We start from the raw sequence: 21,876 nt of genomic DNA on the forward strand, positions 1-21,876 counted from the left end.
TCACACTCGCCGGTCACCGCCACGGCCGTCTGCGCGTCGTCGCGAGTACGGTGTCGGCCGCGTCAGGAGATCAGCCCGTTCTGGTAGGCGAAGATGACCAGCTGCACCCGGTCGCGCAGCTCGAGCTTGCCGAGAATGCGGCTCACATGGGTCTTCACGGTGGCATCGCTCAGGTGCAGCGATGCGGCGATCTCGGCATTGCTCAGGCCGGTCGCGACGGCCGCGAACAGATCGCGCTCGCGCGGGGTCAGCGCCGAAAGCACGTCGCCCGGTGCACGCGCCGCGCTGTGGCCGGCGAACCGCCGCACGAGGTTCGCCGTGGCGCTCGGTGCAAGCACTGCGCTGCCCGCATGCACTGTGCGAATGGCGGCGAGCAAGAACTCCGGGTCGGTCGTCTTGAGCAGAAAGCCGCTCGCCCCGGCGTTCACCGCCCTGAAGGTGGTGTCATCGAGGTCGAACGTCGTCAGCACGATGAACCGGGGCGGATGCCCGCCGGCGGCCATGACGCGGGTAATGGCCTCGACACCGCCCATGCGCGACATCTCGAGATCCATCAGCACCACGTCGACGGGCGAAGTCGCGCAGCGTTCGACGGCCTCGACCCCGTCAGATGCCTGCCACACGACGGTGAGGTCGGGCTGAGAGTCGACGACCATGGCGATGCCGGCCCTGAACAGCGGCTGGTCGTCGGCCAGGCCGATCGTGATCGGCGCCTCTGCGGCCCGGGATGCCGCGCTCACCGATCGCCCTCCGCAGGGGTGAACGGCAGTCGTCCCTCCACGAGGTGGCCCGTGCCGCCGACGGTGCGAACGCCGGTGTGCACGGTGCCGCCGAGCAGCCGCATGCGTTCGTGCATGCCGACCAGGCCCTGGCCGAGCTCGGTGCGGCGGGCCGGCACGGTGAGTGCGGCCGGTTCGGTGGTGAGCACCCGGAAGGCGACGGCGTCGCTCTGCCAGTCGAGGGTCACGTCGACCTCGGTGCCGCGGCCGCCGTGTTTGATGGCGTTGGTCAGCGACTCCTGCAGCACACGGTAGAGGGCCAGTTCGTGGGCCGCCGACATGGGCAGCCGGCCGGGCGACTCGGTCAGCGTCACGGTGAGTCCGGCATCCCGAACGCTCGCCACCAGAGACTCGAAGTCGGCGGCGCCAGGAGTCGCCCGACTGCCGCCCGACGGCTCGCGCAGCACCTGCAGCAGCTCGTGCACGTCGTCGAGCGCCGAGCGTGCGGTGCGGTTGATGGTCTCGAGCGCGGCGGTCTCGGCGTTCGGGTCGGTGAGCTTGGCGTAGCGGGCGCCGTCTGACTGGGCGATGACCACGGCGAGCGCATGCCCGACGAGGTCGTGCATCTCACGACTGAGCAGAGCGCGCTCGCGCTCCTGGGTGAGGGTGGCCTCGGCGACGATGCGCTCGCGCTCGCGCTCGGAACGCGCCGCCGCGGTGGCGCTCCGGCTGCGCACGATCACGCCGAGGGTCCAGAACAGGGCGAGTGCCGCCGCGATGACGCCGCTCACGACGACGAAGTAGACGCCGCGATAGAGCGGGTCGGTCGGTACCAGCGCGCCGTCGCCGTACGCGGGTGCGTAGAGGATCAGGCGGGTGCCGGCGACCCCGCCGCCGGCGATGCTCGAGACGAGTCCCGACCACCGCACCGTTCTGCTGCCCGAGAGCCCGGTGGCGAAGACCACCCCGAGAATGAGCAGGTCGCCGACCAGCAGCCCGTCGACGGTCGCGATCTGCACCAGCGCCCCGACCCAGGCGATCGCGAGCCCCAGCCCGGGCATCCGTCGCCAGAACACGATGGCGACCGCGAAGATGATCGTGATGAGCGCGGCAGTCACGCCGTCGCGCACCAGGTCGGCCGTGCCGAAGAGCACCAGCGCCACGGCACCGAGCAGCACGTCAGTGACCCTCGGGCGACCCTCGAACCATGCGAACACAGGCGTCACTCTAACCCGGCGCGCGGCGGCGCTGTTACCCTCGTAGCACGATGATCACACGACGAGAAGCGGCCCTGAGGCTCGACATTCCGCTCGAGATGGCGCAGCGGCACGGCATCCCCGCGCGGCTCAGCGAGGCCGACATCGTGGCGATCGATGCCGATCCGCCGGCGTGGCTCGTGCAGTCGCGGGCGAACCGCACGGGTAAGAAGCCGGTGTGGGTGCAGCTGTCGTGCTGGGTCTGCGGCTACTCCGAGGCGGTGCGCCCGAAGAAGTGGTGGCCCGCGTTCACCTACGTGAGCTGCGACAGCCACTCGCCGGCCGACCTGCCACGCGCGTCGGCCGGGCTGGTGCGCCGCGAGATCGACGGCATCGGCAGCCGCTTCGTGGCCATCGTCGACGAGCCTGCACCGGTGGCGACGGGCGAATAGCGGTGTTCACGACCCGACTTCTGACCCCGGCGACGTGGAACGACTTCGCGGGGCTGGTCGAGGCCAACAACGGGGTGTGGGGCGGATGCTGGTGCATGGGTTTTCACGTCGAGGGATTCGCCGACCCGCCCAGTCGCCAGGCCAACCGCGAGGCCAAGCTCGCGCACGTGCAGGAGGGCAGCGTGCACCAGGTGCTCGTCTACGACGACGAGCGCTGCGCGGGCTGGTGCCAGTTCGGGCCGCCCCCCGAGCTGCCGCGCATCAAGAACGCGAAGACGTACGAGAAAGAACTCGACGTTCTGCCCGACTGGCGCATCGGCTGCATCTTCACGGGCAACGGCTTTCGCGGCCGGGGGGTCGCCCGTGCGGCCGTGGCGGCGGCGCTCGCTGAGATCGGCGCCGCCGGGGGCGGGCTCGTCGAGGCGTACCCCGAGCAGGCCGAGGGGCGCGCGCCGCAGCGCGGAGCGTACTTCCAGACCGGGCCAGAGAGCCTCTACGAGCAGTTCGGCTTCACGCGGGTGCGCCGCATCGCGAAATGGCGCTGGGTGATGCGGGCCGAGGTGCCGCGGCAAGGGGGTTCCCGCGGCGACGCCGATGTGGTCGACTGAGGGCGAACCGAAAGGCAGATCCCATGGCGACAGACCAGTATCACGAACCGCCCGAAGAACTCAGCGCCGAGACACGCACGTTCGCGCGCATGTGCGCCGGACTCAGCGAGGAGGCGGAGGCGATCGGCTGGTACGTGCAGCGCATCTCGGTCGAGCCCGACGAGGAGGCCAGGGCGATCATGGAGGACTCGCTCGGCGAGGAGTTCAAGCACTTCAGCATGGAGCTCGAGTTTCTGCTGCGCAAGACCCCGAAGTGGCGCGAGATCGCCCAGGGCATCCTGTTCACCGAGGGCGACATCGTCGACCACGGCGAGGCCGCCGAGGAGGCGGCCGGCTGAACGTGCCGGTCGATGCGAGCGGCCTGTACGTCACCCGGCAGGGTGCTGGGCCGGGGTTCGTGATGCTGCATCCGGGTGGCACCGACTCGCGCGCCCTCGGGGCGATCGCGGCACAGTTCGCGGGCGACCACACGGTGCTGCTGCCCGACCGTCGCGGTCATGGCCGCACGCCCGATGACGCCGGCGAGATGACGTTCGAGGGCATGGCCGACGACACCGTCGCGCTGCTCGAGAACCTCGGCGGCCCGCCGGTCGTTCTGCTCGGCTACAGCGACGGCGCGGTCGTCGCGCTGCTGGTGGCGCTGCGCCGGCCCGACCTGGTGTCGCACCTCGTCTTCGTATCGGGTGTGTACTCGCTCGACGGCTGGCCGGCCGAGACTCTCGACGACGAGGTCCCCTCGTTCATGGCCGACGCGTACGCCGAGGTCTCACCCGACGGGCGCGGGCACTACGAGGTCGTACTGGCGAAGCTGCGGCGGACGCACGAGCTCGGGCCGACGCTCACGCTCGATGAGGTGGCGGGCATCCGGATGCCCGTTCTCATCATCGTGGGCGATGACGACGACATGGCGCTCGAGCACATCATCGCCCTCTACCGCGCCCTGCCGCAGGGCGAACTCGCGGTCGTGCCGCACGCGTCACACGGTGTGCTCGTCGAGAAGCCCGAGCTGTGCGCCGACCTGATCAGGGAGTTTCTGCGGATCGAGCGCCCGGCCACGTTCGCCCCGGTGAGGCGGGCGCAGCACCGCTGACCCGGTGACGCCGGTCTGCCGCGCTCGGCTCGCCGGGCGTCGGGCGTCGGGCGTCGGAGGAGCGGCCTAGGGTGTCGGTATGAACAGAACCGATCGGCTCTACGCGCTGGTCGAAGAGCTGCGGGCGGTCGCCCCGCGTCCCCGCAGCGGGAGCTGGCTCGCTCAGCACTTCGAGGTGAGCCTGCGCACGATCGAGCGCGACATCGGGGCGCTGCAGCAGGCGGGCACGCCGATCTGGGCCGAGCCGGGGCGCACCGGCGGATACTGCCTCGACGCGGCGCGCACGCTGCCGCCGCTGAACCTCACGCCGTCAGAGGCCGTGGCGATGGCGGTGGCACTCGAACGCATGACCGGCACCCCGTTCGACCAGCAGGCCAGGGCCGCGCTGCGCAAGGTGCTCGCTTCGATGCACGGTGCCGACGCGGCCTCCGCGCGAGAGCTCGCCGGGCGCGTGCACCTGCTCGACGACGTGCAGACGCCCCGGTCGGTGCCGGCCGTGATCGCCGACGCGCTCGCCGCCGGGCGCGTGATTCGCCTGCGCTACCGCGACCGAGAGGCGGCGGTCACCACGCGCGACGTCGAGCCGCTCGGCTACGTGGGAACGCCGGCGCACTGGTTCCTCATCGGCTGGTGCCGCCTTCGCGAGGGCGTTCGGGCCTTTCGCACCGACCGCATCACGTCGAGCGCGATGACCGCCGAGGTGCCCGCGCCCAGAGTGCTGCGACCCGAAGACCTCGACATTCCGTACGGCGACGTGCGCACGCTCGAACTGCTCTGACGCCCGGCCGTCTCCGGCACTCGGCTTGTCCGGCACACGGCTTCTCCGGCACACGCCGGAACATTCGAGGTGCCGCCGAACACCGACAGGGGGCTGTCGCGAGTGGTGGCGACGATGGAGTGTCGGGATGCTCCCGACCGGCCGTCTGCGACGGTCATCCTCGGAAAGGACCGACATGAACCTGGTGTCTGTACGCATCATCACCGACAACGTTGCGGCGCTCGCCGCCTTCTACGAACGCCTCACCGGCGGAACCGTCGTGCACCTCACCGACGACTTCGCCGAGGTGCGAACGCCGAGCGCCACGATCGCTGTCGGCAGCACGCGAACGGTCGCGTTGTTCGGTGCGGGCTCTGCGGAGCCCGGGGCGAACCGCAGCCTCATCGTGGAGTTTCTCGTCGACGACGTCGATGCGGTCTACGAGCGGCTGGCCGGCTGGGTGACGACGTTCGTCAACCGGCCGACCACGCTGCCGTGGGGCAATCGGTCGCTGTTGCTGCGCGACACCGACGGCACCCTCGTCAACCTGTTCACGCCGGTGAGCCCGGATGCGATTCAGAGGTTCGCCGAGACGCCCCGCTGACGGCGGAGCGGCGTTGGCGGCCCGGCGTTCGGGTCAGCGGCGCTGGTCTTCGGCCTTCATGCGCGCGCGGATGCCGCCATCGACGGGGTTCGTGCAGGCGGCGACGATCGCTTCGATCACGATGGCGGGGTCGTCCATCGCGGCCATGCGCGGCTCGTGACCGGTGTAGTTGGCCGCGTGGGTCCACCACGGGGTGTCGACGGCCCACGGCAGAATCGTGCCCACCGAGATGGTGTCGTCGTCGCCGACGAGGCGCAGCTCTTCGTTGAGCGAGCGGCCGAGGCTCAGCACCGCGGCCTTCGAGGCGGCGTACGAGGCTTGGTAGGCGAGTGGAACCTCGCTGTCGACCGACCCGACATTGATCAGGATGCCCGCGCCCTGCGCCCGGAACAACCGCAGAGCCGTGTGCGCGCCATAGATCAGCCCTTTCAGGTTGACGTCGATGACGCGGGCGTGGTCGTCGAGCGGGATGTCCCAGAACAGACCGAGCGCGCCGATGCCCACGTTGTTCACCCACACGTCGATGTGGCTCGCTCGTGAGGTCATCCTGCGCCGGCCGGCCGGCCCCGGGCATCCCTTGATCGGCGGGGCCGGGTGAGGTACACACCCGGCCAGGCCGCCTACAGGCCCTGTGCCAGGCGGTAGTACGCCTGGTTCCACTTCACCTCTTTCGAGAACGCCCGCAGTTCGGTGCCCTCGTCGATGACCAGGAGTTCGGTCTTCGCGATGTCGGCGAAGTCGGTGAACGCCTCGATGCCGAGCGCGGTCGACATGACCGTGTGGTGGGCGGCACCCGCAGTCAGCCACGCGGCGGCGCTGGTCGCGAAGTCGGGCTGGGGCTTCCACACCGCACGGCCGACAGGCAGGTTCGGCAGCGGCGAGGTCGGCTGAACGACCTCGACCACGTTGGCGACGAGCCGGAACCGGTCGCGCATGTCGCTCATCGCCACCACCACGGCCGGGCCCGAGTCGGCGGTGAACACCAGGCGCACGGGGTCTTCGCGGCCGCCGATGCCGAGCGGGTGAATCTCGAGCGTGGGCTTCGACGTGGTGAGCGAGGGCGAGACCTCGAGCATGTGCGCCCCGAGAATGAGCTCGCTGCCGGGGGTCAGGTCGTAGGTGTAGTCCTCCATGAGGGATGCCCCACCGGGCAGCCCCGACCCCATGACGTTCGCGGCGTGCACCAGAACCGCGGTCTTCCAGTCACCCTCGGCGCCGAAGCCGTAGCCGTCGGCCATCAGGCGCTGAACGGCCAGCCCCGGCAGCTGTCGCAGGGCCCCGAGGTCTTCGAAGCTCGTGGTGAAGGCGCCGAATCCGCCCTCGTCGAGAAATGAGCGCAGGCCGATCTCGATGGCGGCGCCGTAGCGCAGCGACTCGTGGCGGTCGGCCCCGGGCAGCAGTTCGGGCGCGACGTCGTACGCCTCGAGGTACTCTGCGACGAGGGCGTCGATCTGGGCATCCGTCGCCAGAGCGACCGCATCGGCCAGCTCGTTGACGCCCCAGGTGTTGACCTGAACCCCGAACTTCAGCTCGGCCTCGGTCTTGTCGCCCTCGGTGACGGCGACGTAGCGCATGTTGTCGCCGAAGCGGGCGAGTTTGAGACTGCGGGTCGCGGCCCAGCCCGCTGCCGCGCGGCTCCAGGTGCCGATCGAGGCCGTGACCGCAGGGTTCGAGGCGTGGCCGACCACGGTCTTGCGCGCCACACCGAGCCGAGTCTGGATGTAGCCGAACTCGCGGTCGCCGTGCGCGGCCTGGTTCAGGTTCATGAAGTCGAAGTCGATGTCGGCCCAGGGCAGCTCGACGTTCGCCTGGGTGTGCAGGTGCAGCAGGGGCTTCTGCAGGGCGTCGAGGCCGGCGATCCACATCTTGGCCGGGCTGAAGGTGTGCATCCAGGCGATCAGGCCGACGACCCTGTCGTTCGCGTTGGCATCGAGGGCGGCACGCCGAATCGACTCGGAGTCTTTCAGCACGGGCTTCCACACCACGGTGACCGGAATGTCGGTCGAGGCCTGCAGGGTGGCGGCGATCTGCTGCGACTGCTCGGCGACCTGGCGCAGCGTCTCATCGCCGTAGAGGTTCTGGCTGCCGGTGAAGAACCAGACTTCGTACGAGGCCAGGTCGGGGGTGATGCGGGTCACTTCAGTGCTCCTTCTGGCGCTTGGCCGTAGACGTTCTGGTAGCGGTCGAACAGGGAATCGATGGCGGCCCCGGGGATGGCCAGGGGCTCGCCGAGCTGGCGGGAGATGTGCACGGTGCGGGCGACGTCTTCGGTCATCACGGCCGCCTTCACGGCGTCGCGCGCGTCTGTTCCGATGGTGAAGACGCCGTGGTTCTGCATCAGCACCGCGCGCGACCGGTGGCCGGTGAGGGTCTCGACGATGCCCACGCCGATCGAGTCGTCGCCGATGATGGCGAACGGGCCCACGGGTATCGGGCCGCCGAACTCGTCGGCCATGGCGGTGATGACACACGGAATCGCCTCGCCGCGCGCCGCCCACGCGGTGGCGTAGGTCGAGTGGGTGTGTACGACACCGCCCACGTGCGACATGTGCCGGTACACGTAGGCGTGCGCGGCGGTGTCGCTCGAGGGCGAGCGGTCGCTACCGGGCGAGCCGGGCACGACGGTGCCGTCGAGGTCGCAGAGGATCATGTTCTCGGCGCTCAGCTCGTCGTAGCTCACACCGCTCGGTTTGATGACGAAGAGGTCGGCGCCGGGCACGCGGGCCGAGATGTTGCCGCCCGTCCAGATGACGAGGCCGTACTTCGTGAGCTCGGCGTGCAGCGCGGCCACGTCGGCCCGCACGCGGGCGATGGTCGCCTCGAGGGCGTCGGCATCGGCGTCGGGGGTGGCATCGGGGGCGGTGTCGGTGTCGGGGGAGAGATCGGTCACGGTCGGGTTCCTTCCAGGGGCAGGGCGGTCTGGGCGGCGCGCTCGATGTCGAGGCCCGCCCGGTAGCGTGCGAGGTATGAGGCGAAGCCGGCGACGTCGTCGGCGACGGGATGCACGGTCTCGAAGCTCGCGCGGTCGAACACCCGGTCGCGCAGGTACGCCTCGAGGGTCGGCCCGTCGTCGGGTTCGGCCGTCAGGGCCGCTGTGTAGGCGGCGAGTACGGCGATTCCCCAGGCCCCGCCCTCCGAGGCCGAGTGGGCGATCGAGACCGGCGAGTCGAGGGCTGCGGCGAGAAAGCGCTGCGCCACACCCGCGGTGCGGAAGATGCCGCCGTGGGCGAACATCCGCTCGAGGGCGACGCCCTCCTCGTTCAGCACCTGCATGCCGAGGGCCAGCGTGCCGAAGACGCCGTACACCTGGGCCCGCATGAAGTTGGCGAGCGTCAGCCGGCTGTCGGGCGAGCGCACCACCAGCGGCCGGCCCTCGGTGAGACCGGTGATCGGTTCGCCGGCCAGGTAGTTGTACGCGAGCAGGCCGCCCGCGTCGGAATCGCCCTCGAGCGCTTCGCCGAGCAGAGTCTCGAACACCGTGTCGGCGTCGACCGGCGTGCCGGCGGCCGCCGAGAACCGCCCGAACAGCCCTGCCCATGCGGCCAGTTCGCTGGCCCCGTTGTTGCAGTGCACCATCGCCACGGGGTCGCCCGCCGGAGTGGTGACCAGGTCGAGCTCGTGGTGCACGCCGGCCAGCGGATGTTCGAGCACGACCATCGCGAAGATGCTGGTACCCGCGCTCACGTTGCCCGTGCGCGGCGCCACCGAGGCCGTCGCCACCATGCCAGTGCCCGCGTCGCCCTCGGGCGGGCAGAACACCGCGCCCGGCCGCAGCCCGCTCGACGGGTCGAGCAACATCGCGCCGTCGCCGGTGAGCGTGCCGGCAGCCTCGCCGGCGACGAGCACCGCGGGCAACAGCTCCGCCAGGTGCACGGCCGCGGAGCGCCCGGCGACGAGTTCGTCGTAGCGGTCGAGCAGTCGGGCGTCGTAGTCGCAGGTCGCCGAGTCGATGGGGAACATGCCCGATGCGTCGCCGACGCCGATGACGCGGCGGCCGGTGAGCCGCCAGTGCACATACCCGGCCAGCGTGGTGATCGATCGCACCTGGGCGACGTGTGGCTCGTCGTCGACGATCGCCTGGTGCAGGTGCGCGATCGACCAGCGCAACGGAATGTTCACGCCCAGCACCTCGCTGAGCTCTGCCGCCGCGACCCCCGTGCTGGTGTTGCGCCAGGTGCGGAACGGCACGAGCAGCTCGTCGTTCTCGTCGAACGCGAGGTAGCCGTGCATCATCGCCGAGACGCCGATGGCGCCGAAGGTCTGCGGGCGCACGCCGTATCGTCGCTCGACGTCGGCGGCGAGATCGGCATAGGCGGCTTGTAGACCCGACCACACGGTGTCGAGCGAGTACGTCCAGGTGCGATCGACGAACTGGTTCTCCCAGTCGTGGCTGCCGACGGCGAGCGCGGTGGCGGGGTCGTCGCCCACGAGGCAGGCCTTGATGCGGGTGGAGCCCAGTTCGATGCCGAGCGAGGTTCGGCCGTCGGCGATGGCGTCGCGGATGGCCGCCCGGTCGGCGGCGACATTCCCGGTTGCGACAGATGCGTCGGCGGCGGCAGGGGGGGTGGGCATGATCGACCTCTTCGTCTCAGGCGGCGCTGCCGTGCATCCGGAGCAGAACAGCGATCTATGTGAACGTTAACATACGAGAGCGACTTCGGAAAGCGAAATCGCGACGTCGGGCGCAGACCGGGCGGCCCCGGGCGTGCACCCGCGTGACCGGGCAGGCCCCGTGATGGGCGCCGTGCCGCCCCTCTCGATCAGTCAGCCCCCGCGGCGGTCTCCGTGCTGGACCCCGCCGTGCTGCTTTCCGCCGTGCCGACCCGCGCAGTGCCGACCCGCGCTGTGCTGGCCCGCACGATCAGCTCGGGCTGCATCGAGAGCTGGTATTCGGCCGTACCACTCAGCTTGCGCAACAGCAGTTCGACCGACCGGCGGCCGAGCTCCTCGAAGTCTTGCCGCATCGTCGTGAGCGGCGGGCTGAAATATGCCGCTTCGGGCATATCGTCGAACCCGATGACGCTGAGGTCGTCGGGCACGGCGAGCCCGAGCTCGTCAGCGGCGTGCATCAGCCCGAGGGCCATCTGGTCGTTGGCGCAGACCACTGCCGTGAACGCGCCCGACCCAAGCAGCTCGAGCCCGCGCCGGTACCCCGAGGCCGCCGACCAGTCGCCCGCGAAGGGCGGCGGCGCCGCGAGCCCGGCCGCGCTCATCTCAGCGGCGAACCCCTGGGCCCTGGCTTGCGCCGAGAACCAGTCGCCGGGCCCCGCGATGTGGGCGATCGACCGATGCCCGAGGTCGATGAGGTACCGGGTGGCGGCGCGCGCACCCGCGATCTGGTCGACCGAGAGTTCGCTGTCGCGGCTGTCGGCGGTCGACTGCAGGGTGACGAACGGCACTGACACGTTCAGCGCCTGGAACGCTTCGAGCACGTGCAGCTCGGGCGCGATCACCACCAGGCCCTCGACGGCGTGGTCGAGCAGACTGTCGAGGCCGCGTTCGACCTCGGCCTGCACCGACGAGTCGACGTTCACGGTGATGACGAAGTAGCCCTCGCTTCTGGCTGCGACCTCGATCGCGCGAATCGACGCCGACGGCCCGAACTGCGAACTCGACGCCGAGAGCACCCCGAGCAGCAGCGAGCGGTTCGACTTCAGGGCGCGGGCGAGACGGTTCGGCCGGTAGTTCAGCTCGTCGATCGCCTGTTGCACACGCTCGCGCGTCGACTCGCGGATGCTCGGGTGATTGTTGAGCACCCGCGACACGGTCTGGTGCGACACGCCTGCTCGCTTCGCGACGTCGTAGAGGCCCGGTGGCCGGCGCGGTGGTTGCTCGACCGACATGCGCCCACTCTATGTGACGGCCGCCCGGCGTCGCACAGTGACCTCATAGCCGCCGCATAGTGATTGATTAGTGAGGTTCTCTACGGTGCACGTATGTCGAAAACCACCTCACCCCTCACCGCGGCGACCCTCTCGAGGCGAACACTGCTCGCGGGCATCCCGGCCGCCGCGCTCGTGCTGGCCGGATGCTCGGCGAACGCCGGCACCACGTCGACGACCGCCACGGCCACGACCGGTGCCACCGCGACACCGTCGGCCACGGCCTCGGGTGCCGCGGCGGCCGGCAGCGTGGCCGCCCTCGCGCAGGCGTTCCAGTCGACCCTGTCGAGCGACCAGCAGTCGACCCTGCTGCAGCAGTACTCGCTCGCCAACGCGAAGCTCTGGTCGAACCTGCCGCAGGGCCTCCTGAGCGGCGGAATGGGCGGTGCCGGCGGGCCGGGCGGCGGCACCGGCGCACGTATCGGCCTCAGTCTCGGCGACCTCGATGACGCGCAGCTGGCCGCGTTCGACACCCTGCTCGCGGCAGCGACCGGCTCGGGTGCGGGTGAGGGCTACGACGAGATTCAGCAGCACCTGAACGCCGACGACTACCTCGCCGCGAACGGCGGCGGCAGCACCTACGGCCGCGCCAACTTCTACGTCGCCTTTCTCGGCACACCCGCCGACACCGGCACGTGGGAGCTGCAGTTCGGCGGCCACCACCTCGCCGTCGCCAACACCTACGTCGACGGAACGCTCGCCGGTGCCACCCCGTCGTTCCGCGGCATCGAGCCGAACGCGGCGTTCGACGAGAACGGTCGCACCAACCAGCCTCTCGCGGTGAAGGAGGCAGCGTTCACGGCGCTGCTCGCGGGCCTCAGCGCCGACCAGCTGGCCACGGCGAAGCTCAGCGACGTCTACAGCGACCTCGAGCTCGGCCCCGGCAACGACTGGGCGTTTCCGGCCACTCGCCAGGGCGTGCAGGTTTCGACCTTCACCGATGCCCAGAAGCAGCTCGCCCTCGCGGCGATCGCAGGGTACGTCGACGATCTCGCCGACGCGGATGCCCAGGCCGTTCTCGCCCGGTACCAGGGCGAGCTCGACGACACCTTCATCGCCTACTCGGGCACGACAGCCCTCACGCAGCGCAACGACTACGTGCGCATCGACGGGCCGTCGGTGTGGATCGAATTCTCGATGCAGAACGGCATCGTTCTGTCGGGCAATCACCCGCACTCGGTGTGGCGCGATCGCACGACCGACTACGGCGGAACCCAGAGCTGATGCGCCGGCTCGGCGCCGTCGTCGCTGCGCTCGCCGTGGCACTGCTGCTGCTCGTCGCCGGTGCACCCGCCGCCTCGGCGCACGTGCTGCCCACGTCGACCGTGCAGCTCGACGTGCACGAGAGCGACATCGACGCCGCGGTTGCGATTCCGCTCGCCGATCTCGAGTCGGCGAGCGGAATCGTGCTCGCCGACGAGTCGCAGGCCTCGGTCGACGCGAACGCTGCTGCGATCACGGCTTACCTGCTCGCGCACTTCGCGCCCACGAGCGACGACGGCTCGGCCTGGGCGGTCACGGTCGGTGCGCTGACGGTGACGCAGGCCGGCGACACCGTGACGACCGGCCTGTACGCGCAGCTGACCACCACGTTCGTGCTGACACCGCCGGCCGGCGACCAGAGGCGTTCGTTCGACCTCGGCTACGACATCGTGGTCGACAGAGAGGTGACGCACGTCGTGCTCGTGACGGTGCGCTCAGACTGGGCCGGAGGCGACCTCGGCGGCGCTCGCGAGATCGGCACGATCAGGCTCGACACGGTCACCGACACGGTGCCGTCGCTGCACGTCGACCTGGGCGACGCGAGTCTCTGGAGCGGCTTCGCCGGCATGGTGACGCTCGGGGTGCAGCACATTCAGCAGGGCACCGATCACCAGCTGTTCCTGCTCACGCTGCTGCTGCCCGCGCCCCTCGTCGCGCGCGGCCGCCGATGGGCATCCGTCGCCCCGGTGAAGACGGCGGTGCGCCGCATCGCGTCGATCACGCTGGCCTTCACGGTGGGGCACTCGATCACGCTAGCGCTCGGCGCGATGGGGCTGCCCGTGCCGGCGGGGCTCATCGAGGTGCTGATCGCCGCGAGCATCCTCGTCGCGGCCGTGCATGCACTGAGGCCGATCTTCGCGGGCAGGGAGGTGCTGATCGCCGGGCTGTTCGGCCTCGTTCACGGGCTGGCCTTCTCGGAGACGCTGCGCGAACTCGACCTGACCGGCGTGAGGCTCGCGCTATCGCTGCTCGGCTTCAACCTCGGCATCGAGGCGATGCAGCTCGCGGTCGTCGCCCTCGTGCTGCCGCCGCTCATCGTGCTGTCACGTACGCGCACACGGCGCTACTCCGTGCTGCGGGCGATGGCGGCCGTGGCCACCGCGGTCGCCGCCGTCGGCTGGCTGGTCGCGCGAATCGGGTTCGCGAACCCGGTGGCCACCATGGCCGACGCCATCGGCGTGCTGTCGATTCCGGTGGTCGCCGGGCTGTGGCTCGCTGCCCTGGGCGCTGCCCTGGGCGTGATGCTAAGCCGAAGACGGGCTGAGCGTGTCGGTGCTTCGGCGCCGCCGTCGCGGGCCTCAGTAGCTCACGAACAGCCACGCCGCGAGGGCGAACCCGCATGCCGCGATGCACCAGCGCAGAATCGCGGCAGGCACCCGACGGGCGACGCTCGGGCCGATCAGTCCGCCCGCGACGGCACCAATGGCGAGCGGCCACACCGAGTGCCACACCACCGTGCCGAGCACGGCGAACAGCACGGCCGGCAGAATGTCGGCGACGACGAGAATCACGTTCTTCAGGGCGTTGGCGCGGTGCAGCACCGGCTCGGTGCTGAGCAGCAGCAGGGCGATCAACAGAATGCCCGATCCGGCGCCGAAGTAGCCGTTGTACAGGGCGACGCCGGCACCCGAGGCGCCGATGGTGGTTCGGCTGAGCCGGGTGCCGCCGCGCTGCTGCCAGCGTGAGATGGCGGGCTGCAGCAGCAGGATGACCGACCCGGCGGCCACGAGAAACGGCACGACACGGTCGAACACGTCGCTCGGCGTCACGACCAGCAGCACGGCCCCGGCCAGCGAGAACACGACGGTGGGCGGCAGCCAGGTTCGGATGGTGCGCGAGTGCCCCGTCACATCCGGCCCGGCGCGCAGGGCCGAGCCGAACCCGCTGCCGAGCAGGGCGACGGAGTTGGTGACGTTGGCCGCGAGGGGCGGAATGCCCACCGCGAGCAGCGCCGGATACGCCACGAGCGACGTGATGCCGCCCGCCGTTCCGATGACGCCCGCGACGAGCCCGGCGCTCAGAAGGAACGCCCACTCCGCTGCACCGGTCACGTGACCACCCTGTCACAGCGCACGCGTGCGAAGCGCGCCAGTGGGCCGCGCGACAGCTCCAGGCCTCCTACTGCCCGTCGGTGTCGTCGGGCTCCTCGGTCTCGGTCGACGTGAAGTCGGCGTCCTGCGGCACGCTGAAATCGTGGAAGGGGTCGGAGGCGTTCGGGTCGGTGCTGGCACCGGCGTCGCTGTCGGTGCTGGCGGGCGCGCTCGAGTCGGTGTCGCGATCGGTGTTGCCGGTCAGGGTGGCGTCGGGCTTGTCGTCTGAAGTGGTCATGTGCCGAACCTACGCTCACCCACCGGCTGGCGCCCCCCGTTGCGCTGCGAGGGCGCAGCGGGTACTGCTCAACGCTGGCGCCCACGTCTACGCTGGTGCTCATGACCCGCGAACCGAAGGCGTGGCCCGCGCTGGCCGTCGACCAGTGGCCAGACACCCGCTCGACCTTCCACATGTTCACTCAGATCGTCGGCAAGATCCGCATGGCGTTCGCGCCGATGGTGAACCACTGGTGGCAGGTGCCGCTCTACGTCAGTGCCAGGGGCCTCACCACCGGCGCCATTCCGCACGGGGTCGACGTGTTCGACATGGAGTTCGACCTCGTCGACCACGAGTTCGTCGTTCGGCACAGCGCCGGCGGTCGCCAGGTGGTGGCGCTTCGCCCGATGACGGTCGCGACCTTCTTCGGCGAGGTTCAGGATGCCCTGCGGCGCGTCGGCGTCGAAGCGAACATCCACCCGGTGCCCAACGAGGTCGCTGAGGCGATTCCGTTCGCCGACGACACTGTTCACGCGTCATATGACCGCGCGAGCATCCACGCGTTCTGGCTGCAGCTCATTCAGGCCGACCGGGTTCTGGGGCGGTTCCGTGCGCAGTTCACCGGCAAGGTCAGTCCCGTGCACTTCTTCTGGGGAGCGATGGACCTGGCGGTCACCCGCTTCTCCGGACGCCCCGCACCCGAGCATCCCGGTGGCGTGCCGAACTGCCCCGCCCGCGTGATGGTCGAGGGTTATTCGCACGAGATCAGCAGCGCCGGATTCTGGCCGGGCGGCGGCGCCGAGGGCGCGTTCTACTCGTACGCCTATCCGTCGCCCGAGGGCTTCGCCGACGCGCCGATGCCGGCGGGCGCGTTCTTCAGCGCAGAGTACGGCGAGTTTCTGCTGCCCTACGAGGTGGCAAGGGCGGCCGACGATCCCGACGCGCTGGTGCTCTCGTTTCTGCAGGCGACCTACGACGCCGCGGCGGGCCTCGGCTCCTGGGGCGAGGCCTGAGGGGGCGGCGCCGGGCGGGGTGTCGCGGGCAGCCGGTGATCTGCGACGGTCAGCAGCACCGTGATCACGATGCCGATGACGAGGATGACCGCGGAGTTGCGAAGCGAGTCGCCGAGGCCGATCGTGGTGACGTCGAGGAACGGGTACGGGTACCAGCCGCTGACGGCCCCGTGCGCGAACGTGTAGACGAGCCACAGCACCGGCCAGACGAAGGCCCACGCGGTGGTGCTCCACGGTATGCGCGGCCGCGGCCCGAAGAGCAGCCAGCCGATCAGCGTCGCCCAGGGTGAGATGTAGTGGAAGCAGATCGTCGCCACGAACGCCCACCCGGTGAGGTGCACTAGCGGCGCGAGCACGGTCTCGTAGACGAGGCCGGTGATGATGATGCCGAGCAGCGCGTCGAGCCGCAGCACGCGCCAGACGCGGCCGTCGCGGGCGGGGCGCAGGGCCAGCACGATCGACGTGCCAAGCACGAACAGGTTGCTCTGGATGGTGAAGAAGCTGAACAGCCGACCGAGGCGGGTGCCGAGGCTCTCGCCCGATCCGCTCGAGCCCGAGTTGGCGTCTTGGCCGCCGGTGAAGATCAGGATGAGCTGAACCACGAGCGCGAAGGCCACGACGACGGCGATGGCACCGAACCAGGTGCGAGCGGCACGCAGGCGGGCATCCGTCGTCGCTTCGGTCATGTCGTACCCCTCCCCGGGGCACCCCGTCGCCCACACTCAGCCATGGTATCGGTGAGGGGTGCGGATGCCCGGGCACCCGCACCCCTCACCGGGCGGCCGTCGCTCAGGCGCGCCTGCGCCGGCGCGTGACGGTCAGCACCAGGGCTCCCGTCAGCAGCACCAGCACGCCCACGCCCGCGGGCAGCAGGGGCTCCGAGCCGGTGGAGGCCAGGGCGCCGGTGCCGGTGCTCGTGCCCGAGCCGCTGCCGCCGGCTGCGGCGCCGGCCGCGGGGGCCGCCGGCGTGCTGGGTGTCGGTGTGGCAGTCGGGTCGGTCGGGGTGACGGCCGCCGCGGTGCAGTCGATCGTGCCCTGTCGCAGCGAGTAGCCGTCGTCTTCGTCGTCGTCGGCCCAGAACACCGGCTTGACGCCGTCGGCGCAGAGCGCCTGCGGGGCGGTGACGAAGCCCTCGTTGTTGAAGTCGCCGAGCCCGGCGGGGCGGTTGTAGACGGTCGTCACGGCGAAGTGGCCGGCGTCGGCGCCCGACTGGGCCACGTCGAGCAGCGCGAACTGACCCCCGCAGGTGTTGTCGCAGACGGCCCAGAGCGCCCGCTTCTCGGGGTCGTACTGCACCTCCATGATGGAGGGGAACCCGCTCGCGATGGTCGCGACGCGGGTGAACGTCGAGCCGTCGGTCTGATCGAGCGCGTAGGCGTACACCGAGCCGGTGCCCTCGAGCCCGACGAAGTAGAGCCCGTCGCCGTGGTTCGCGTACCGCGCCGGGTCGTAGGCGCTGCCGGTCTTCTCGTCGACGAACTTCTCTGCCACGAGAAACGAGTCGGGCACGAAGGTGATGCCCTCGAGACCGAGGTTCGCCCCGACCGCCGGAAGGTCTGCCGCGAGGTTCCACTCGATGGCGGCCGAGAGCTCGGTGCCGGAGGCGCCGGTGTCGTAGCGCAGCACGGCAGGGCGGCTCACATCGTTCTGGTCGTTGTCGCGCTCTGACGAGACGAACACGCCGGTGTCGGTGACGGCAACACCCTCGGCGTCGACGTCGCCGGTGCCGTCGGCGTAGTGCAGCGCCTTGCCGGCGCCCCAGCCGTCGTCGGTGGCGGGCACCCAGTCGGTGCCGCTCTGCTGCAGGCGGTACAGCGTGCCAGGGCCGTTCTGCACGGCCCAGAGCGTGTCGGGGCTGCCGCCGGCGCCGAGCTGGTAGTTCAGCCCGCTCAGGTTGCTGCCGAAGAAGTCTTTGACGCTCGCCGTGCTGACATCAGCGCCGCCCGGCCAGGCCAGGGCATCCGTCACCGTCGGGGGAGTGGTGGGCGGTGTCGTCGGCGGAGCGGTGACGCAGTCGTTCGCGGCGCCCTTCGTGCCGGCGTTGGTGACGGCGAAGGCTCCGGTGCCGTCGGGGCAGCGGCCCCACGTCGCCGGCGCGGCGTCGCTCGACCAGGTGAAGCCGTCGACGAGCGTGGTGTTGTCGCTGAGGAACAGGCGGGCCGAATCACCACCCTTGCCCAGGCCGAAGGCGCCGTCGAACGAGCCGGCCACGTCGAACGTGGCGTAGCCGCCGGCGGCGATGACGGTTCCGGCCGGAATGTCGAAACGGTCGTCGTCTTTGTCGTCTTTGAGAATGAGGCCCGAGGCGTCGACGGATGCCGCACCCACGTTCTTCAGCTCGATCCAGTCTTGCGGCACTCCGCTCGCGTCGACCTCGTTCACGACGAGGGTGGGCAGTGCGGCGGCGCTCGCAGATGCGGTGGCCGAAGGTGCCACGGCGGCAAGCAGGGGCACCGCCAGTGCGAGTGTGGTGAGCGCAACCGTCGATGGTCGCCAGAATCTGGGCATGGGAGTCCTTCGGGAGCAGTGGATGTCAGTCTTCTCAGACAGCTTCCACTGTGCCCCCGGCCGGCGAACAGAACGTGAACGCCGGAAGAACAGCGCCGGGGTGCCGCCCTAGGTGGCCGGCCCGAGCAGAACGGCGAGCATCGCGGCGCAGCCGCCCACGATGAACAGCAGGGTGCCCAGTTGCATCGTGCGCGTCTTGTTGCGGTCGGCGACCGGAACGTTGACCTCGAGAATGGGGCAACCCGACCAGCCGATCAGGCCGATGCTGAGGGCGACGAGGCCCGACCCGATCCACCACAGCACCTTCATGCCGATGGGCAGAATCGCCGGGCGCCAGCCCGACGAGAGCAGCAGGGCGAGCGTGATCGCCGAGGCGCCGACGGCGACGCCGAACCAGGCGGTACCTGTCCACATGATGCGCTGCACGTTCGTCTCGGGTGTCATCAAATCGTGCGTCTGAGTGGTCACCGAGGCATCCTTCGCTAGTGAGCAGGGTCTGTTCCAGCCGCCAGTTTACCTCCGTCGCCGCCGTCAGGCGCCCAGGCGGTGGGCGAACCAGCTGGCAGTGAGTTCGATCACGGTGTCGGCCAGGGGCGAGCCCGCATCGAGCGCCCGAAAGATGTGGTCGGCGTTCGCGATCATCCGAAACTCGACGTCGGCCGAGGCGGCGTGCCTGAGCAATTCGAGCGACGCGTCGGGCGCGATGGTGTCGTCGTCTGAGCCAGCCACGACGAACAGTGGATGCCCGTACCGCCCGATCGCGCCTACGAGCGGCATGCTCTGCGCCTGCAGCCACCACTCGCGTGTGAAGGTGAACGTCGTGAAACCGAGGTCGACCGTGGCCTCGTCGACGGCTTCGAGCCCCTCGAAGTACGGCGCGAAGACCCCGAACGCACCGCCGGCGACGATGCCCGACGACCACAGGGTGAGGGCGGCCACCTGCGGCTCCCGGCCTGCGAGCAGTGTCGCGATCATGCCCCCCTGCGAGAACCCGAGCACGCCGATGCGACCCGCGTCGATGCGGCCTTCGGCGGCCAGCCAGTCGAAGGCGGCCTGCGCGTCGGCCAGCTGCGAGGCGACGGTGAACCCGGTCTGCGGCCGGGTGCTGTCGCCGCTGCCGGCGAAGTCGATGCGCAACGACGCGACGCCGCGGGCCGCCAGTGCCTCGGCGAGCCGAACGAACATTCCGCCGACCTCGCTGCGGCTGCTGGCGGTTCCGTGCAGCAGGAGCACCGCGGGTACGCCGGGCCGCCCGTCGGCTTCTCTCGGGTCTGTGGGCACGTCGAGCCGCTCACCCACGGCCTGTGCTCCCGCGGCCCGTGCTCCCGCGGCCCGAGCTCCTGGGGCCCGTGCTCCTGAGAGGTCAGACGTGTCGGGCGTGACGAGGGTGGCGGGGATGTCGCCGAGGGCCGATGCGATGCCGAAGTCGATCGAAGTCACGGGGGTGCCTTTCCGCGGACGGGGGCTGGCAACGGGGAGCCGCGCGCCACTGCGACAATAGTGCATGAGCCTCGCCGAGGCGCATCGTCGCCGCCCGGCCCGGCGGCCGGAACCGTGACGACCGGCACCGTGACGACCAGCACCGTGACGACCAGCACCGTGACGACCAGCACCGTGACGACCAGCACCGTGACTACCAGCACAGAGACGAGGCACCCATGACCTCACCCATGACCGCCGCCGCGAACGCGTCTGTCGCGCCCGAACCCACCAGCCTTCCTGTGCGGGCAACGCCCGGCCCGACGCGGGCAACGCCCGACCCGACGCAGGCAACGCCCGGCCCGACGCAGTCAACGCCCGACCGGTTCTTCGTTCGCCGGGTCTACTGCGTCGGCCGCAACTACGCCGAGCACGCCCGCGAGATGGGCGGCGACCCCAACCGCGAACCGCCGTTCTTCTTCACCAAGCCGGCCGACGCCGTCTACGCGGTCGCCGAAGGGGTCTCGGCAGAGGGTATCGCCCCGGGCACCGTACCCTACCCCCCGCAGACCGCGAACCTCAGCCACGAGATCGAACTCGTCGTCGCCATCGGCACCGGAGGCCGCGACATCGACCCCGTCGACGCCCTCGACCACGTCGTGGCCTACGGCGTGGGCGTCGACCTGACCCGGCGCGATCTGCAGGATGCCGCGAAACAGCAGCGTCGCCCCTGGGATCTGTCGAAGGGGTTCGACTACTCGGGCCCGGTCAGCGAGCTCGTTCCGGCGGGAGTGGCGGGGCATCCGGATGCCGCACCCATCTGGTTCGACGTCGACGGCGTGCGGCGGCAGACCGGCGACCTGGCCGACCAGATCTGGAGCGTCGCCGAGATCGTGGCGGCGCTGTCGTCGTTCGTCGAGCTCAGGCCGGGCGACCTCGTCTTCACGGGTACACCCGCGGGCGTCGGTGCACTGGTGGTGGGCGACTCGGCGGCGGGCGGCATCGGCGGCCTGGCCGAGATCGCTTTCACCGTCGTCTGAACCTAGCCGGGTGGCTGGGCCGAGCGTCGCTGCCCGGCTTGCCCGAGCGTGGCCCGTAGGCCACCCCGAGCGCCGCCGCCCGCCCGCCCGGGCGTGGCCCATAGGCAGCCCCAGCGTCGCCGGCCGGCCCCGGCCCCCTGTGCAGCATCCGCCCCCGCTGGTAATCTGGGGTCTTGCGCTGCCTCGAGCGAGGCGTGCCGCCCCACCGGCTGAGCCCCCATGACGAAACCGAACCCCTCCCCAGCGACGACCCCCGGCGCGCAGCGCTCCGGCGCCGTGATGCCCGGGAAGCCCGGGATGCCCGGGATGCCCGGGATGCCCGGGATGCCCAGGATGCCGGAGCAGCCCCAGCGCGCGGTGCAGCCGGGGCCCCTCGACACCGACACCCGCCGGGTGGGGCGCATCGTCGCCATCGCGGCGGCGGCCGCGGCGTTCGCACTGGTCGCCATCACCTCCCTCGCCCCGCCGCCGCTGCCCGTCACCGAGTCGTACGCGCAGTCGAGCCTGCAGGGCACCCTTCAGGTGATCTCCGTTCCCGGCTCGGCGAGCGGTGTCATCATCACGCGTGACGACTATTCGTCGACCCCCGGCGTCAAGACCCTCTCGGCGGGCAGCACCAACCGCGACTGGGCGACCCTCGTGCTGTTCCTGGCCGGCTTTCCGATGTCGGACTCCAACATCACCGTGATGCTGCGCTGGATGCGCCAGGAGAACGGGCCCGACGACTGGTGGAACCGCAACAACCCGCTCAACAACGGCTGGGGCTCGGGCGGAGGCAGCGGCTTCGGCAGCTACGACAACCTCGTCACGGCCGCCGAGAACGCCGCCGAGGCGCTGCACAGCGTCGGCGGCTACTCGGGCATCGTCGCGGGGTTCGCCGCGAGCGCGCCCACCGCGCAGATCGAGGCGGCCATCTGGGCGTCGCCGTGGGCGGCGAGCCACTACGCCAACGGCGCGCACTGGTCGTACACGGCCGTTCCGATCTACGCATCGCCGTCGGGCACCTGGGGCTGATTCC

At 70.6% G+C, this 21,876-nt stretch carries 24 protein-coding genes and 1 pseudogene; 11 read left to right on the forward strand and 14 right to left on the reverse strand.

Annotated elements, in window-relative coordinates; translation table 11 throughout:
- Positions 1-62: 62 nt before the first annotated feature.
- Positions 63-740, reverse strand: coding sequence for a response regulator transcription factor (locus V3W46_RS08895; RefSeq protein WP_331782738.1), 678 nt, complete (start codon positions 738-740; stop codon positions 63-65).
- A complete protein-coding gene (locus V3W46_RS08900) occupies positions 737-1,936 on the reverse strand; it encodes a histidine kinase (protein WP_331782739.1) in 1,200 nt (399 codons plus the stop codon). The genes V3W46_RS08895 and V3W46_RS08900 overlap by 4 nt, the downstream gene beginning before the upstream one ends.
- A gap of 50 nt (positions 1,937-1,986) precedes the next feature.
- Here V3W46_RS08900 and V3W46_RS08905 point away from each other — a divergent pair, with 50 nt between their 5' ends.
- The 6 genes from V3W46_RS08905 to V3W46_RS08930 all read left to right on the forward strand — a co-directional run bounded on the left by V3W46_RS08905 (position 1,987) and on the right by V3W46_RS08930 (position 5,426).
- A complete protein-coding gene (locus tag V3W46_RS08905; RefSeq protein ID WP_331782740.1) occupies positions 1,987-2,367 on the forward strand; it encodes a hypothetical protein in 381 nt (126 codons plus the stop codon).
- Positions 2,368-2,369: 2 nt separating this feature from the next.
- Positions 2,370-2,975, forward strand: a complete 606-nt coding sequence (locus tag V3W46_RS08910) for a GNAT family N-acetyltransferase (RefSeq protein ID WP_331782741.1) — start codon at positions 2,370-2,372, stop codon at positions 2,973-2,975.
- Between the two features lie 23 nt (positions 2,976-2,998).
- A complete protein-coding gene (locus tag V3W46_RS08915; RefSeq protein WP_331782742.1) occupies positions 2,999-3,313 on the forward strand; it encodes a ferritin family protein in 315 nt (104 codons plus the stop codon).
- A 2-nt stretch (positions 3,314-3,315) separates the two neighbouring features.
- Positions 3,316-4,065 carry an alpha/beta fold hydrolase gene (locus V3W46_RS08920; RefSeq protein ID WP_331782743.1) on the forward strand — a complete coding sequence of 250 codons (750 nt, stop codon included), beginning with the start codon at positions 3,316-3,318 and terminating at the stop codon, positions 4,063-4,065.
- Between the two features lie 79 nt (positions 4,066-4,144).
- On the forward strand, positions 4,145-4,843 hold the full coding sequence (locus V3W46_RS08925; protein WP_331782744.1) for a helix-turn-helix transcriptional regulator: 699 nt from the start codon (positions 4,145-4,147) through the stop codon (positions 4,841-4,843).
- Between the two features lie 175 nt (positions 4,844-5,018).
- Entirely contained in the window at positions 5,019-5,426 is a 408-nt protein-coding gene (locus V3W46_RS08930) for a VOC family protein (RefSeq protein ID WP_331782745.1), read from the forward strand.
- A gap of 33 nt (positions 5,427-5,459) precedes the next feature.
- Here V3W46_RS08930 and V3W46_RS08935 read toward each other — a convergent pair whose 3' ends face one another.
- From V3W46_RS08935 to V3W46_RS08955, 5 genes are all read right to left on the reverse strand, one after another.
- The gene (locus V3W46_RS08935) at positions 5,460-5,972 is read right to left on the reverse strand and encodes an SDR family NAD(P)-dependent oxidoreductase (protein WP_331782746.1); all 513 of its coding nucleotides are present in this window, start codon (positions 5,970-5,972) and stop codon (positions 5,460-5,462) included.
- 74 nt (positions 5,973-6,046) lie between these two features.
- Positions 6,047-7,564: an L-arabinose isomerase gene (gene araA / locus V3W46_RS08940; protein WP_331782747.1), complete on the reverse strand. Its 1,518-nt coding sequence runs from the start codon at positions 7,562-7,564 to the stop codon at positions 6,047-6,049.
- The gene (locus tag V3W46_RS08945) at positions 7,561-8,238 is read right to left on the reverse strand and encodes an L-ribulose-5-phosphate 4-epimerase (RefSeq protein ID WP_331782861.1); all 678 of its coding nucleotides are present in this window, start codon (positions 8,236-8,238) and stop codon (positions 7,561-7,563) included. Before V3W46_RS08945 ends, araA begins: the two co-directional genes overlap by 4 nt.
- A gap of 74 nt (positions 8,239-8,312) precedes the next feature.
- Positions 8,313-9,998 (reverse strand): xylulokinase, encoded by a 1,686-nt coding sequence (locus V3W46_RS08950; protein WP_331782748.1) that lies wholly within the window; start codon positions 9,996-9,998, stop codon positions 8,313-8,315.
- 188 nt (positions 9,999-10,186) lie between these two features.
- The gene (locus V3W46_RS08955; protein WP_331782749.1) at positions 10,187-11,269 is read right to left on the reverse strand and encodes a LacI family DNA-binding transcriptional regulator; all 1,083 of its coding nucleotides are present in this window, start codon (positions 11,267-11,269) and stop codon (positions 10,187-10,189) included.
- A gap of 93 nt (positions 11,270-11,362) precedes the next feature.
- Here V3W46_RS08955 and V3W46_RS08960 point away from each other — a divergent pair, with 93 nt between their 5' ends.
- Both V3W46_RS08960 and V3W46_RS19635 read left to right on the forward strand, forming a co-directional pair.
- Positions 11,363-12,532 carry a DUF3500 domain-containing protein gene (locus V3W46_RS08960; protein WP_331782750.1) on the forward strand — a complete coding sequence of 390 codons (1,170 nt, stop codon included), beginning with the start codon at positions 11,363-11,365 and terminating at the stop codon, positions 12,530-12,532.
- Between the two features lie 605 nt (positions 12,533-13,137).
- Positions 13,138-13,608, forward strand: a pseudogene (locus tag V3W46_RS19635) (HupE/UreJ family protein); the annotation flags it as partial.
- Between the two features lie 261 nt (positions 13,609-13,869).
- Here the strand turns inward: V3W46_RS19635 and V3W46_RS19640 are convergent.
- Positions 13,870-14,622: a sulfite exporter TauE/SafE family protein gene (locus V3W46_RS19640; RefSeq protein WP_443069960.1), complete on the reverse strand. Its 753-nt coding sequence runs from the start codon at positions 14,620-14,622 to the stop codon at positions 13,870-13,872.
- A 67-nt stretch (positions 14,623-14,689) separates the two neighbouring features.
- The gene (locus V3W46_RS08975) at positions 14,690-14,899 is read right to left on the reverse strand and encodes a hypothetical protein (RefSeq protein ID WP_331782753.1); all 210 of its coding nucleotides are present in this window, start codon (positions 14,897-14,899) and stop codon (positions 14,690-14,692) included.
- A gap of 101 nt (positions 14,900-15,000) precedes the next feature.
- On the opposite strand from V3W46_RS08975, the gene V3W46_RS08980 reads away from it, so the two are divergent.
- Complete coding sequence (locus V3W46_RS08980; protein ID WP_331782754.1) at positions 15,001-15,891, forward strand: DUF5996 family protein; 891 nt, start codon at positions 15,001-15,003, stop codon at positions 15,889-15,891.
- On the opposite strand, the gene V3W46_RS08985 is transcribed toward V3W46_RS08980, so the two are convergent.
- The 5 genes from V3W46_RS08985 to V3W46_RS09005 all read right to left on the reverse strand — a co-directional run bounded on the left by V3W46_RS08985 (position 15,849) and on the right by V3W46_RS09005 (position 20,042).
- On the reverse strand, positions 15,849-16,577 hold the full coding sequence (locus V3W46_RS08985) for a Pr6Pr family membrane protein (RefSeq protein WP_331782755.1): 729 nt from the start codon (positions 16,575-16,577) through the stop codon (positions 15,849-15,851). The two genes, V3W46_RS08980 and V3W46_RS08985, sit on opposite strands and share 43 nt — an antisense overlap.
- A gap of 103 nt (positions 16,578-16,680) precedes the next feature.
- Positions 16,681-18,399 (reverse strand): lamin tail domain-containing protein, encoded by a 1,719-nt coding sequence (locus V3W46_RS08990; protein ID WP_331782756.1) that lies wholly within the window; start codon positions 18,397-18,399, stop codon positions 16,681-16,683.
- A gap of 108 nt (positions 18,400-18,507) precedes the next feature.
- Entirely contained in the window at positions 18,508-18,867 is a 360-nt protein-coding gene (locus tag V3W46_RS08995) for a hypothetical protein (protein WP_331782757.1), read from the reverse strand.
- A 63-nt stretch (positions 18,868-18,930) separates the two neighbouring features.
- On the reverse strand, positions 18,931-19,839 hold the full coding sequence (locus tag V3W46_RS09000; protein WP_331782758.1) for an alpha/beta hydrolase family protein: 909 nt from the start codon (positions 19,837-19,839) through the stop codon (positions 18,931-18,933).
- Complete coding sequence (locus V3W46_RS09005) at positions 19,836-20,042, reverse strand: hypothetical protein (protein WP_331782759.1); 207 nt, start codon at positions 20,040-20,042, stop codon at positions 19,836-19,838. The genes V3W46_RS09000 and V3W46_RS09005 overlap by 4 nt, the downstream gene beginning before the upstream one ends.
- Before the next feature lie 15 nt (positions 20,043-20,057).
- On the opposite strand from V3W46_RS09005, the gene V3W46_RS09010 reads away from it, so the two are divergent.
- Together V3W46_RS09010 and V3W46_RS09015 are read left to right on the forward strand one after the other, a co-directional pair.
- Positions 20,058-20,858 (forward strand): fumarylacetoacetate hydrolase family protein, encoded by an 801-nt coding sequence (locus V3W46_RS09010; RefSeq protein WP_331782760.1) that lies wholly within the window; start codon positions 20,058-20,060, stop codon positions 20,856-20,858.
- Positions 20,859-21,077: 219 nt separating this feature from the next.
- Positions 21,078-21,872, forward strand: coding sequence for a hypothetical protein (locus V3W46_RS09015; RefSeq protein ID WP_331782761.1), 795 nt, complete (start codon positions 21,078-21,080; stop codon positions 21,870-21,872).
- The last annotated feature ends 4 nt before the right edge of the window (positions 21,873-21,876 follow it).

This window comes from Subtercola sp. YIM 133946, from assembly GCF_036553535.1.
Classification (GTDB): domain Bacteria; phylum Actinomycetota; class Actinomycetes; order Actinomycetales; family Microbacteriaceae; genus Subtercola.